Here is a 12931-nt window from a genome sequence, read left to right on the forward strand (position 1 = left end):
CTTTCACGCTTTGGCCGCGTGCGCGTCGCGCACCGCGGCCACGATGTTCGTGTACGCACCGCAGCGGCAGATGTTGCCGCTCATCCGCTCGCGTATCTCGGCATCCGTCAGTTGCGCGGGACGCGCGCGCACGTCCACAGTGACCGCGCTCGCTGTCCCGGCATCGAACTCGGTCAGACACGCGGTCGCCGAGCACAACTGGCCCGGCGTGCAGTAGCCGCACTGAAACGCGTCGTGCTCGATGAACGCGCGTTGCATCGGACTCAGCGATGTCGCGCCGGCCAGACCTTCGACCGTCGTGATCCGCTCGCCTTCGTGCATCACCGCGAGCGTGAGGCACGAGTTGATGCGCCGCCCTTCGACGAGCACCGTGCATGCGCCGCATTGCCCGCGGTCGCAGCCCTTCTTTGTACCCATCAGCCCGGCGTATTCGCGCAGCGCGTCGAGCAGCGTGACGCGCGGTTCGAGTTGCAACGCATATTCGCGGCCGTTGATGTCGAGCCGCACCGGTTGCGCGGGCGCCGGTGGAGGGAGAGGCGCGGCGGAATCGGCGGAATCGGCGGACGGCGCGTTCTGCGCGTGCAGATGCGGCGTCGCGCCGAGCGCCGCTGCGGCAGCGGCCGATTGAAGAAAGCGCCGGCGCGACGTATCGGCGGGCGTGGACGCTGCCGCGTCGGCGGACGGGGTGCGAGGATCGAGGGGACGTTCGTTGGACATGGCGTTCGGCGGGCTCCATCGGTGACGGACACCCGCACGCGCTGCCGTGCGATGCAGCCGGCAACGACGTGCGGACCACAGCTTGCAGCAATTCCAGTGCCGCGGCTCCGCCGCCGCGCATCGACGTCGATGCACAGGGGAAAGGGCGGACCCGCGCGACACGCAGGCGTCACGAAAGCCGTGCCGTGCGCCACGCGTCAGACCAGCACGTTGCACTGTCCCGACGCGCATGTAAAGGGCCGCGTGTGCGATTCGCGCGTGCGGATCGCAGCATGGCGCGGCACTGTCGTGGACCTGTCGTCAGCCCGGCGCGAAGCTGGCGCGACAGTCAGAAAGCGGGGCGGCGGGGCGCCGCCCGCATGGCGGTCACGCGTCGGCCCAGCGGCGCAGCAGGTTGTGATAGAGGCCGGTGAGGCTCACGACGGTCGAGTCGTTCGAGCCGCGTTCGGCTGACAGACGCTGCACGTCGTGATCGAGGTGATAGAGCAGCGAGCGTTCGGTGTCGTCGCGGACCATGCTCTGAATCCAGAAGAACGACGCGACGCGCATGCCGCGCGTGACCGGCGTCACGTGATGCAGGCTCGACGCCGGATACAGCACCATGTCGCCGGCCGGCAGCTTCACGCGATGCGTGCCGTAGGTGTCCTCGACGCACAGCTCGCCGCCGTCGTAGCTCTCCGGGTCCGAGAGGAACAGCGTCGCGGACAGGTCGCTGCGAATGCGGAAGTCGGTGCCGCGCAACAGCCGGATCGCGTTGTCGACGTGCGTGCCGAAGCCGTCGCCGCCCGCGTAGCGGTTGAAGAGCGGCGGGAACACCTTCAGCGGCAGCGCGGCCGAGAAGAACGTCGGGTTGTGCGCGAGCGCGTCCTGGATCGCGTCGCCGACTGCGCGCGCGACCGGCGATCCTTCGGGCAACTGCTGGTTCTGCTTCACCTGCGCGGACTGCATGCCGGCCGTCGCGTTGCCGTCGACCCACGGCGCGGCGTCGAGCGCGTCGCGGCATTGCGCGACCTGGTCGCGGGTCAGCACCCGCGGTATCTGCAACATCATGCTGTCGTTCTCCGTGTTGCTGCGGGCGCATCCGCATCCGCGTTGGTGTGCATGAGCGCGAGCGCGGCGGCGAAGCGGCGGAACGCATCGACCGGCGAGTTCGCGAGCCACCCCTGCAGTTGCGCGACGAACGCGGGCGTCGCGGTGCGCGGCACGCGCGCGAGCCATGCGAGCGCGGCGTCGATCTCGCCTTGCGCTGCGAGCATCCGCGCGTAGTTGAACTGGCCGCGAAAGTCGCCGCCTTCGGCGGCCTGCCGGTAGTAGTCGCGCGCTATGGCTTCATCCGCTTCGACGACCCAGCCGTCCTCGTAGAAGCTGCCGATGAAGTTCAGCGACTTCGCGTGGCCGAGCGCGGCCGCGCGGCGGAACCAGTCGAGCGCCTCGGCGCGGTCCTGCGCGATGCCGCGTCCGAGCGCGAGCGCGGACGCGTAGTTGTACATCCCCCAGTCGAGGCCCGCGCGCGCGGCGAGCCGATACCAGTACACGGCGACGTCCGCGCACGGGGCCGTGCCCCAGCCGTTCTCGTAGCAGCGGCCGAGCATGTTCATCGCCATCGGATGATCGCGCCGCGCCGCGTGCCGGAACCACGTGAACGCCGCGTGCGGGTCGCGCTCGACGCCGTGTCCGTCGAGCAGGTACTGGCCGTACACGGCCTGCGCGTCGACGATGCCGTTGTGCGCGGCCGCCGCGACCCACGCGGCCGCCCGTTCGGGCGGGCCGGCGAGGATCGCGGCGAACTGCTCCGCGGACACCGACGCGAGCGCGCGCAACGGCACGCGCTCGTGCAATGGCCGGTCATCGTCGTCGCGATGCTTCGGGTCGTGCATCGCGAACGCCTCAATAACGCGCGGTCATCGTGACGAACGCCGAGCGTCCCGGCGCGATCGACGCGTAGTGAGTCGGATAGGCCTGGTCGAAGTAGGTGCGGTTGAACAGGTTCTGCACGTTCAGCTGCACGTCGAAGTGCTTGTTGATCCGGTATCGCGCGGTCGCGTCGAAGCGCCAGTACGACGGCACCGCATGCACGTTCGCCGTGTCGCCGAACACCTGCGACATGTAGAACGCGCCGCCGCCGATCGTGAATTGCGGCAGCACGTCGTAGGTCGTCCACAGGCTCAGGCTGTTGCGCGGCGTGTTCGGAAATTCGTGGCCGTTGTCCGTGGTCGTCTTGCCGTTGTCGCGCAGTTCGCTGTGCAGATACGTGTAGCCGCCGAACACCTGCCACTTGTTCGTCAGCTTGCCCGCGACGCCGAGTTCGAGACCCTGCACGCGTTTGCCGCCGACCATCGCGTATTCGTTGTTCGGCAGCGTGACGCGCGCGTTCGTCGTATCGATCTGGAACAGCGCGCCGGTCAGCGACAGACGCTTGTCCAGCACGTCCCACTTCGTGCCGACCTCGATGCTGCGGTTCTTCTCCGGTCCGAGCTGCGCCGCGTTCACGCCGACGCCGCCGCGACCCGGCGTGAGCGACTGCGTTTCGCTGCCCTGGCCGAGCAATGCGCCGGCCGGCGTGGACGACGTCGCGATCGACGCATACACGCTGCCGTTGCTCGCCGGCTTGAACACGAGGCCGAACTGGTAGTTGAACAGCGTGTCGTCGCGGTCGATCTGCGTGCCGCCGTTCGCGGCGGTGTTCGTGAAGCGCGTCGAGTAATCGTCCACGCGCAGGCCGACGTTCGCGAGCCAGCGCGGCGTGATCTCGATCGTGTCGAATGCGTACAGCGCCTTCGTCGTCGTGCGCTGGCGGCTCGGGTCCTCGTTGCGCCGGACCGTGCCGGCCCACGGGTCGTTCGGATTCGGGTTCCACAGGCTCGTGCAGTTGTAGCCGGACGGCGCGCCGATGCCTGCCGTGCGGCAGATCGCGCCGGTGGCGGCCGCGACCGCATACGAGTCGTTTGCGGCGGTCTCGCGCGACAGTTCGAGGCCGGTCGCGAAGTTGTGCTTCAGGAAGCCGGTGTGGAACTCGCCGTACAGTTCGGTCTGGTTCGCGAGGCTCCACACGTCGCTCGCGCGCGTGTTCGCGCGACGCCACACCATGCCGTTCGCGACGTTGCCCTGGCTGTCGTCCGGCTGCGTGACGATGTAATCCTGGCTCGCTTTCGTGTAGCGCGTCGTGTTGCGGATCGTCAGCGCCGGCGTGATGTCGTGCTCGATGCGCACCGTGCCGATGTCCGACTGCGTCTTGCGGAAGTCGCGATCGACGAGGCCGTAGAAGTTGTGGCGGTTCACGTCGGCCGGATACAGCGTGTTCACGCCGGCCGGTTTGTTGGTCGTCGTGTAGAAGTACGGGATGCCGCTGTCGGGCAGGTCGTCGGTGTCCAGGTGGTAGTAGCTCGCGGTCACGCGGGTCGGCGTGCCGAGGCCGAACGCGATCGACGGCGCGACGCCCCAGCGCGAGTTGTTCACCTCGTCGCGGCCGGCGACGTCGTTGTTGTGGCTCAGTACGTTGAGCCGGAATGCGGCGTGGTCGGCGAACTGCCAGTTGCCGTCTGCGGTGAAGCGGCGATAGCTGTCGCTGCCGAGCCCGACGTTGCCTTCCGCGCTGTTGCCGAGATGCGGCGTCTTGCTCGTGATGTTGATGCTGCCGCCGGGGCCGCCGCGTCCGCCGAACGCGCCGTCCGAGCCCTTGATGACCTCGATGCGCTCGGTGTTGAACACTTCGCGCGTGGTCGCGCCGATGTCGCGCATGCCGTCCACGAAGATGCTGCCCTGGGTGTCGTAGCCGCGCAGGAACGGGCGGTCGCCGAGCGGGTTGCCGCCTTCGCCCGCGCCGAACGTGATGCCGGGCACCGTGCGCAGCGCCTCGGTCAGCGTCGCCGCGCCGGTGCTCTGGATCAGTTCCTGCGGGATCACGCTGACCGACTTCGGAGTGTCGATCAGCGGCGCGGTGAACCGGATGTCGGACGAATGATCGGTCTTGAAGCCGTTTTCGGTCTGCCCGGAGACCTGGATCGGCGCAAGCTGGCTCTCGCCGTCGGGCGAGGGCGGCGGGGTGCCGGTGGTCTGCGCGAGCGCAGGGCCGGCCGCGAGGACGCTGCATAACGTGGTGCTGAGTTTGCCGAGCTTCAGCTCGTCGGCGCGCGACTTCATCCTGGTTCCTCTACGTTATCCGCGCTGGACGGAGCGGCGCGAGCCTTTCCATCGCATTGCGTTGTGTTTACGAATTTATTTCGAACAGCATTCTATTGAAGAAATTAGTAATTGAGAAGCGTTCGCATTCAATTCGAGCTTTCGAGGGTGATGGGGGATGCTGGTGGGGTGGGGGGAATGAATGTTGTTGACGTCTTATAGAGGGATGAATGCGTGAAGATGGGGGAAATTGGGGGAATGCTGTCGGATCGAAAAACGATGTGCAGCCAACGAAATTCGATTGGCTGGGAGGGGAGGGCAGCCGTAATCGAATGGGCGAGGTGGACGGTGTCGAGCGGCTACTGTCTTCTATCTGATAGCTAAACGTAAATATTTGCGCCTACTCCGGCGAGGAAAACGGGATTGGGCGCGGCTTTTGCTGTCGTAAGCGCAACCCAACGCCCCACGGAGCGAGCGATGAGCGTGACCACGAAGGAGTCGCCGGGCCGCGGCCCCGGCCGGTCCGGCGACGATGGCCGCAGCGAGCGCCGGCGTCCGCTGACGCGCGTATTCGACCGTTTCGCGACCGCCGCGACGCGCGCGGCCGGGTCGCCGTATGCGTTCGGCGGCGCGGTCGTCGCGATCGTCGTGTGGCTGGTCTCCGGGCCGCTGTTTCACTATTCGGACGCGTGGCAACTGGTCGTCAACACCGGCACGACGATCATCACGTTCCTGATGGTTTTCCTGCTTCAGCAAAGCCAGAACAAGGACAGCGTCGCGATGCACCTGAAGCTGGACGAACTGCTGTCGTCGCAGCACGCGGCGAGCAACGCGCTGATCGGGATCGAGAACGCGAGCGAGGAGGAGTTGCGGCGGCTCGCGGCGACCTGGCTGGAACTCGCGTCGCGGCGGCAGACGGAGGGCGATACGGAGAGCGACACGCACGACGGCGCGAGCGGCGAACCGGCGGACGAGGACGACGCGGCCGGAAAGCGGAACGGCCCCGGCGCGTGAATACGCCGGGGCCGTCGTCGTTCGTCGTTCGCGGAAGTGGGGCGCGTCAGTCGATGCCGTGGAACACCGCGTCGTCCGGGCCGAGATAAACCGGCGGACGCCACGCGGCGTCGCGCATCGAGTGCTGAACCAGCTTGTCCACGCCGAGCAGCACCGCGAAGATCGCCATCCGCACCGGGATGCCGTTGTCGGTCTGACGGAAGATCGCGAGCCGCGAGTCGTGGTTCAGATCGGTGGACAGATCGTTCGCGCCGGGGCGGCTGTCGCGCGGCAGCGGGTGCATGATCAGCGTGTCCGGGCCGCAGGCCGCATCGACGAGCGCCTGGTTGATCTGGAAGTCCGGCGTGTAGCCTTCGAACGATTCGTCGGTGAAACGCTCCTTCTGGATCCGCGTCGCGTACACGACGTCCGCGCCGCGCAGGCCGGTCGTGAGGTCGTGAGTCTGCTCGACCACGTGACCGTTGCGCGAGATCTGCTCGACGATGTAGGCGGGCATTTCGAGCGTCGGCGGCGAGATCAGCGTGAACTTGATGCCGCGGTACAGCGCGAGCAGCTTCACCAGCGAATGCACCGTGCGGCCGTACTTCAGGTCGCCGACCAGCGCGATGTGCGCGCCGTCGACGATCTTGCCGAGCCGCGAGAACTCGCGCTGGATCGTGTACAGGTCGAGCAGCGCCTGGCTCGGGTGCTCGCCCGGGCCGTCGCCGCCGTTGATCACCGGGATGTTGGTCGCGCGCGCGAATTCGGCCACCGAGCCTTGTTCCGGATGGCGGATCACCAGCGCATCGACGTAGCCGGACATCACGCGGCTCGTGTCGTAGATCGACTCGCCCTTCGCCATCGACGAGAACGTGAAGCCGGTCGTGTCGCAGACCGAGCCGCCGAGCCGGCAGAACGCCGCGCCGAAGCTCACGCGGGTGCGCGTGCTCGCCTCGAAGAACAGGTTGCCGAGCACCGCGCCTTCCAGCACGCGCGAGATTTTCCGGCGGCGCGCGATCGGCTGCATGATGTCCGCGACGCGGAACAGCGCCTCGACCGACTCGCGCGAGAACTGATCGACCGACAGCAGCTGCGGCCGGCCTTCGAACAGGATCTGATTCGCAAGCGGCTGGGAGTCTACGCTTTGCGTATAGCCTTCGCGCGGCTCGCCGCTGCCGACGATCTCCGACACGAAGCGCTCGACAATCTCCGGCATCGCGCGCGACTCCTGCGAGTCGTCGGGCAGCAGCCACGTGTCCAGCGCCCGGCGCGACACGCCGATGCGGCTCGCGAACGCGTCGCGGGTCATGTTCAGACGCCGCATCGCGTCGCGGAGGAAGGCTTGTTGCGGAACGCTCATGCGAGTCCCCATGGGTGATGGTTGATGTACGCGGTGCGTATATTAGTGGGGCGGCGAGGGAAGTCAAGCGTTTTCCCGCCATGGCGCGCGCCGGGTGGCGGGGCGCGTTGCCACCGCGGCGCGACTCCCGGTACACTGCGCGTCATGTCACGTATGTCCGCCCGCCACGATCGCCACGATCTGCCGAATGCCGCCGCCCTGGAGGCGGCCGGGTCGCGCGCGTTCGCGTCGCCGGTCTGCGTGAAAGCCAAAGCCAAAAAACAGCCGCTCGTCTGACCGGAGCCTGCTGTTCCGTCAGATGTGCGACGGAACAGCCAGTCAGCGCCGGCCCTGCCTCTTTCACTCCCGGCCTTACCCTCTTCTGCGCACCGCTGGACGGACTTTCGATACGGTCACGTTCAAGGTGAAGTCATGTCTCTTTTTTCGGGAATCTGGATTCCGCTCGTCACGCCGTTCGACCGGGGCGCCGTCGATCATCGCGCGCTCGACGCGCTGGTTCGCCGCTACGCGCAGGCGGGTGTCGCCGGTTTCGTCGCGCTCGGCACGACCGGCGAGCCGGCCGCGCTCGACGAACACGAGCAGGACGCGGTGCTCGCGACCGTGCTGGGAGCGGCCGGCGCGTTGCCGGTGGTCGTCGGCGTCAGCGGCAATCACACCGCGTCGGTGTGCGAGCGGATCGCCGCGCTGAACGACCAGCCGGTCGCCGGCGTGCTCGCGGCCGCGCCGTATTACATCCGGCCGTCGCAGGCGGGCCTCGTAGGGCATTTCGCCGCACTGGCCGACGCGAGCCGCAGGCCGCTGATCGTGTACGACATTCCGCAGCGGACCGGCGTGCGGCTCGAACTGCGCACGTTGCTCGAACTGGCCGGACACGAGCGCATTGTCGCGGTGAAGGACTGCGGCGGTTCGCTCGACAAGACGCTCGCGCTGATCGCGGACGGCCGGCTGCGGGTGCTGTGCGGAGAGGATCTGGAGATGTTCGGCGCGCTGTGCGCGGGCGGCAGCGGTGCGATTGCGGCGTCCGCGCATGTGCGGCCGGAGCGGTTCGTCGCGATGGAGCGTCTGCTGCGCGAAGGGCATCTCGCTGACGCGCGTGCGATCTGGCACACGCTGGTGCCGCTCGTGCGGGCGATGTTCGCGGAGCCGAATCCGGGGCCGGTGAAGGCGGCGCTCGCGCGGACCGGCTTGATCCGCAACGAACTGCGGGGGCCGATGACCGTCGTCAGCGACGGTCTCGCGCACGAACTGGTGGAACTGGTGGAGTGAGAGGGGCGGTGCGGTGATGCGCCGCGAGTGCGTTACGCGGCCCGTGCGCTGCGCCGCCGTGCGTTTGCGCGGGGCGGCTGGATCGGTTCGCCGTTCAGCATGATCCGGCGGCCGGGCACGTGCGCGGCGACCACGCGGGCGATTTCGAGCGGGGTGCTGTCGGCGGGGACGACCTGACGGCGCGCATCCGCGTCCTGGCACGTGGTCCATTCGACGAGGCAGTACGGCTTGCCCCACGGATGCTGGACCGGCATCGAGACCCGGCAGCTATCGACGCCGGGCTGCGCGTCGCCGCGCTGCAGGGTCTGGAGATGCTTCAATACGTCGTCTTCAACCATCGCCTGCCTCCTTCGCTGATAGGGAACCGCCACGCGCCGCGCGATGCCGCCGCACAAAAAAACGCCGCCGATGTTCCGGCGGCTCAACAGGGGTAAAGGGTATGGTTGCAGCGAAGAATTAAACGAACCTTAAGAGGAATGCGCGCGGGGTCGCGCACGCGCGGCAACGGGCGCGCGAAGATATCGCGGCCGCGGGTCGCGGCAGCGGCTTGAACGGAGCGGAATGACGGAGGGAACGGCGGGGGAGGGTTACTTCCGTCCCGCATCGTGATGGCGCAGCGCCTCGCGGACCTTCCTCGCGGCGAACAGCGGCACGTAGTCGAGGATGCGCGCGCCGGCGCGGTAGCCGTCGACGGCCTCCGCATAGAACTGCGCAACGGTTTCTTCGGGGGTGTTGGTTTCTTCTGCGATGGCGTGGACGATCTGTTGGACGTCTTGCTTGGGCATGGCGATCTCCGGACAGCGGCAGGCTTACGCGTGGCGAAACGGCGGAGTTTGCATTAGAGAACACCGCCCCGGTCCGCGCCAATTGAATCGCGCTATCGAAAGCGGTGTGCACGGATGCGTGCCGGATGACGCAAGCGGTCGATTCGGTACGCGAACGACCTGCCGAATCCAGGACCTATCGTGTTGCGATCGCCGCGGCGGCGCCCGCCATCACGACCGCGCTGGTGCGATTCGCGACGCGCACCGCGCGGCGGTTCTTCAGCAGCGCGCGGGCGCGGGTCGCGATCGCCGCCCAGCCGAAATCGACCGCGATCAGCACCGCGAGCATCGTCGCGGTCAGTTCGGCCCATGCGGCCACGCCGATGTGCGAAAGATCGACGACCGTCGGCACGAGCGCCAGATAGAACACCATGATCTTCGGATTGCCGAGCGTCACCAGCAGGCCCGCGCCGAACATGCGCCAGCCGGACTGGCCGGCTGGCCGCGCGGCCAGCGCGTCGTCGCGCACCGTGGCCGGCGCGCGCCACATCTTCCACGCGAGATACAGCAGATACGCAACGCCGACGTACCGGAGCACGAGGAACACCGTGCCGAACGTGTGCGCGAGCACCGCGAGCCCGCTGACCGCGCACGTGAGCCACAGCGCCTCGCCGATCCACATCGCGGCGAGGAACGGCAGCACGTCGCGCATGCCGTGAGTCAGCACGCGCGCGACGAGCGCCGCGATGCTCGGGCCGGGCGAGCCGGCGGCGATCATCAGCGTGATGGCGAAAGCGAGCAGGGACGATAGCGGCATCGAGGGTCTCATTTGACGTTCTTTGGCGTCCGCCCGTGCGTGCGGCGAATCGTCCGACGATGTTCGCGATGCTCACGCAGGTTGTGCGCCACGGTTTCTGGAACGCAACGGGATGCGCAAACAAAAAACGCTGCGGACCCTGGCGGGTCCGCAGCGTTCGGCCTTCGTCGCAACGACGCGGCGCTGAAGGCCGGTTATGCCGTTGTCACGCGACGTTTTCGAGCGCCGGGTAGTCGGTGTAGCCCGTTTCGCCTTCCGCGTAGTACGTCTTCGGGTCCGGCGCGTTGAGCGGCGCGTTGAGCTTGAAGCGGCGCGGCAGGTCCGGGTTCGCGATGAACAACTGGCCCCATGCGACCGCGTCGGCTTCGCCCGCGTCGAGCACCTGCTGCGCGGTTTCGACCGTGAATTTCTCGTTCGCGATGTACGGGCCGCCGAACGCTTCCTTCAGTTGCGGGCCGAGGCGGCCGTCGCCGAGCGACTCGCGCGCGCAGATGAACGCGATCTTGCGCTTGCCGAGTTCGCGCGCGACATAACCGAACGTCGCGGCCGGGTTCGAATCGCCCATCGTGTGCGCGTCGCCGCGCGGCGCGAGGTGCATGCCGACCCGGTTCGCGCCCCACACGTCGATGCACGCGTCGGCGACTTCGAGCAGCAGGCGCGCGCGGTTCTCGATCGAGCCGCCGTATGCGTCGGTGCGATGGTTCGTGCTGTCCTGCAGGAACTGGTCGAGCAGGTAGCCGTTCGCGCCGTGGATCTCGACGCCGTCGAAGCCCGCCGCCTTCGCGTTGATCGCACCCTGGCGGTATGCGGCGACGATGCCCGGAATCTCGTCGAGTTCGAGCGCGCGCGGCGTCACGTACCCGCGCTGCGGACGCACGAGGCTCACATGGCCCTGCGGCGCGATCGCGCTCGGCGCGACCGGCAACTGGCCGTCGAGGAACACCGGATCCGACACGCGGCCGACGTGCCACAGTTGCAGGAAGATGTGGCCGCCGGCCTTGTGCACGGCGTCCGTCACGAGCTTCCAGCCTTCGACCTGCTCCTGCGACCAGATGCCGGGCGTCGCCGCGTAGCCGACGCCTTGCGGCGTCACCGACGTCGCTTCGCTGAGGATCAGCCCCGCCGACGCGCGCTCCGCGTAGTACTTCGCCATCAGCGCGTTCGGCACGCGCTCGTCGCCGGCGCGCTGGCGCGTGAGCGGCGCCATGAAGATGCGGTTCGGCAGCGTGAGATCGCCGATCTGGATCGGGTCGAATAGATTAGCCATGTGTTCACCTCTTCGGCGGGCGGCGCCCGCGGCAATAAAAAAGCAGTACGGGAAAAACGTTTGATGCGGCCGGGTCGGACGCACGCCTACAGCTCGGCGTTCACGCGCGCGAGAAACGCCTGGATCACCGGTTCGTTGCGCTTGAAGAACACCCACTGACCGACGCGCTTCGACGTGACGAGGCCCGCCTTCTGCAGCGCGGCGAGATGCGCGGACACGGTCGATTGCGACAGACCGCACTGAGCATCGATGCGCCCCGCGCAGACGCCGTGATCGAGCGAAAGCTCCTGATCGGCGAAATGTGCCCGCGGATCGCGCAGCCACGCGAGAATCTCGCGGCGAACGGGATTCGCGAGCGCCTTGTGGATCGCATCGACATCGACTTCGGCGGTGTTCGGGTTGATGGACTGGGACATGTGCCGGCTCGGCTGCATCGTTACAATAAGAATCTTATATCGGAAATTGGCGATATGGGGGAGAAGCGGCTATCTGACACACGGGAGCCGTGCGCTGGACCGGATTCAGGGAAAGGGGAACGAACAGGCCGCTGACAAAAAATGAGGTCAAACTTCGGGTCGGGAAATCTCTTTTCTTGACGTAACGCCGCCGATCGCGTAGTGTCGAGACCCGAACTTTCCAAGACGCTTGATCGCACATCATTTGCCGCCGTTGGCGGCTTTCGTTGGCTTCTCCATCTTGTTTTGTCATTCGCTCCTGTCCAAGGTGCGTATTTATTTGTCTGTTTAAGGAACATCTAGTGGAAACCGGTACTGTCAAGTGGTTCAACGATAGCAAGGGCTTTGGCTTCATCACCCCGGACAAGGGCGGCGACGACCTGTTTGCCCACTTCTCGGAAGTGCGCGGCACGGGCTTCAAGACGCTCGCCGAGGGCCAGAAGGTCAGCTACGAAACGAAGCGCGGCCCGAAGGGCCTCCAGGCTTCGAACATCACGCCGCAGTAACGCTATCGGATCGCGTCCGCCCGTTGGGGCGGCGCGATTCTCCCGCCTTGAACCGTGGCAGCCGTACGCCACGCGTTGTCCGTCGTCTTTCCCTGTCTGCAGGCTCATTCGCGCTTGCCGGCCGACTGCGCCGTGTAGCGCTGTAGAGCGCGGTTCCCGGAAACGCAGGGGCCCCGGTTCCAGCGCGCTGAGAGTGGCGCGTGGCTGTCAGGTCCAGGTTGTTCGCGCAGATACCCCTTCTTCGCATGAGTGGATTGCGCTGAAAAAACCTGTTGCAACATCTCCCGCGTACAAGCGATGTAGTGATTGGCGGCATTGGTCGATGCTCCGCATTGACGCGGCATTACGCTCACTGGAGGAATTGGTTTGGCAAAAGAAGAACTGCTGGAACTCGACGGAGTCGTCGACGAAGTGCTGCCGGACAGCAAATACCGCGTGACGCTCGAAAACGGCGTCGTGGTGAATGCCTATGCGTCGGGTCGCATGCGCAAGAACCACATCCGCATTCTGGCCGGCGATCGGGTCACGCTGGAATTGTCGGTCTACGATCTGACGAAAGGGCGTATCAACTTTCGCCACAAGGACGAGCGTGCATCGTCCGGCGGCGGCCAACCGCGACCGGGTATGCGTCGCCGTTGAACGTTTGCGCGGGGCGGCCGCCTGTCCT

General features: G+C 67.0%; 15 protein-coding genes. 5 read left to right on the plus strand and 10 right to left on the minus strand.

The features are described 5' to 3' along the window. Positions 1-3: 3 nt before the first annotated feature. The 4 genes from BLV92_RS23335 to BLV92_RS23350 form a co-directional block, all read right to left on the minus strand. Positions 4-717 carry a 2Fe-2S iron-sulfur cluster-binding protein gene (locus BLV92_RS23335; RefSeq protein ID WP_090549526.1) on the minus strand — a complete coding sequence of 238 codons (714 nt, stop codon included), beginning with the start codon at positions 715-717 and terminating at the stop codon, positions 4-6. Between the two features lie 366 nt (positions 718-1083). Next, positions 1084-1767 carry a Fe2+-dependent dioxygenase gene (locus BLV92_RS23340; protein WP_090549528.1) on the minus strand — a complete coding sequence of 228 codons (684 nt, stop codon included), beginning with the start codon at positions 1765-1767 and terminating at the stop codon, positions 1084-1086. Then, complete coding sequence (locus BLV92_RS23345) at positions 1764-2594, minus strand: tetratricopeptide repeat protein (RefSeq protein ID WP_090549531.1); 831 nt, start codon at positions 2592-2594, stop codon at positions 1764-1766. Before BLV92_RS23345 ends, BLV92_RS23340 begins: the two co-directional genes overlap by 4 nt. A gap of 10 nt (positions 2595-2604) precedes the next feature. Continuing rightward, complete coding sequence (locus BLV92_RS23350) at positions 2605-4857, minus strand: TonB-dependent receptor (RefSeq protein ID WP_090549534.1); 2253 nt, start codon at positions 4855-4857, stop codon at positions 2605-2607. Between the two features lie 456 nt (positions 4858-5313). Between BLV92_RS23350 and BLV92_RS23355 the strand changes: the two genes are divergently transcribed. Beyond that, a complete protein-coding gene (locus tag BLV92_RS23355; protein ID WP_090549537.1) occupies positions 5314-5850 on the plus strand; it encodes a low affinity iron permease family protein in 537 nt (178 codons plus the stop codon). A 46-nt stretch (positions 5851-5896) separates the two neighbouring features. Here BLV92_RS23355 and BLV92_RS23360 read toward each other — a convergent pair whose 3' ends face one another. Next, positions 5897-7189, minus strand: a complete 1293-nt coding sequence (locus BLV92_RS23360) for an aspartate carbamoyltransferase (RefSeq protein WP_090549540.1) — start codon at positions 7187-7189, stop codon at positions 5897-5899. 153 nt (positions 7190-7342) lie between these two features. Here BLV92_RS23360 and BLV92_RS32945 point away from each other — a divergent pair, with 153 nt between their 5' ends. Together BLV92_RS32945 and dapA are read left to right on the plus strand one after the other, a co-directional pair. After that, the gene (locus BLV92_RS32945; protein ID WP_256216311.1) at positions 7343-7465 is read left to right on the plus strand and encodes a hypothetical protein; all 123 of its coding nucleotides are present in this window, start codon (positions 7343-7345) and stop codon (positions 7463-7465) included. Between the two features lie 135 nt (positions 7466-7600). Then, on the plus strand, positions 7601-8455 hold the full coding sequence (dapA, locus tag BLV92_RS23365) for a 4-hydroxy-tetrahydrodipicolinate synthase (RefSeq protein ID WP_090549542.1): 855 nt from the start codon (positions 7601-7603) through the stop codon (positions 8453-8455). Between the two features lie 32 nt (positions 8456-8487). Here the strand turns inward: dapA and BLV92_RS23370 are convergent, their stop codons facing one another. From BLV92_RS23370 to BLV92_RS23390, 5 genes are all read right to left on the minus strand, one after another. Continuing rightward, the gene (locus BLV92_RS23370; protein WP_090549545.1) at positions 8488-8793 is read right to left on the minus strand and encodes a DUF2866 domain-containing protein; all 306 of its coding nucleotides are present in this window, start codon (positions 8791-8793) and stop codon (positions 8488-8490) included. Between the two features lie 249 nt (positions 8794-9042). Then, on the minus strand, positions 9043-9240 hold the full coding sequence (locus BLV92_RS23375) for a DUF3562 domain-containing protein (protein ID WP_090549548.1): 198 nt from the start codon (positions 9238-9240) through the stop codon (positions 9043-9045). A 175-nt stretch (positions 9241-9415) separates the two neighbouring features. Beyond that, a complete protein-coding gene (locus BLV92_RS23380) occupies positions 9416-10036 on the minus strand; it encodes a LysE family translocator (RefSeq protein ID WP_090549550.1) in 621 nt (206 codons plus the stop codon). Between the two features lie 205 nt (positions 10037-10241). Next, positions 10242-11303, minus strand: a complete 1062-nt coding sequence (locus tag BLV92_RS23385) for an alkene reductase (RefSeq protein WP_090549554.1) — start codon at positions 11301-11303, stop codon at positions 10242-10244. 86 nt (positions 11304-11389) lie between these two features. Next, positions 11390-11719, minus strand: a complete 330-nt coding sequence (locus BLV92_RS23390) for an ArsR/SmtB family transcription factor (protein WP_090549557.1) — start codon at positions 11717-11719, stop codon at positions 11390-11392. A 341-nt stretch (positions 11720-12060) separates the two neighbouring features. Between BLV92_RS23390 and BLV92_RS23395 the strand changes: the two genes are divergently transcribed. Together BLV92_RS23395 and infA are read left to right on the plus strand one after the other, a co-directional pair. Then, on the plus strand, positions 12061-12264 hold the full coding sequence (locus tag BLV92_RS23395) for a cold-shock protein (protein WP_090549560.1): 204 nt from the start codon (positions 12061-12063) through the stop codon (positions 12262-12264). Positions 12265-12630: 366 nt separating this feature from the next. After that, positions 12631-12903, plus strand: a complete 273-nt coding sequence (gene infA / locus BLV92_RS23400) for a translation initiation factor IF-1 (RefSeq protein WP_090549563.1) — start codon at positions 12631-12633, stop codon at positions 12901-12903. The last annotated feature ends 28 nt before the right edge of the window (positions 12904-12931 follow it).

Origin of the sequence: Paraburkholderia caballeronis (assembly GCF_900104845.1) — a bacterium.
Lineage (GTDB): Bacteria > Pseudomonadota > Gammaproteobacteria > Burkholderiales > Burkholderiaceae > Paraburkholderia > Paraburkholderia caballeronis.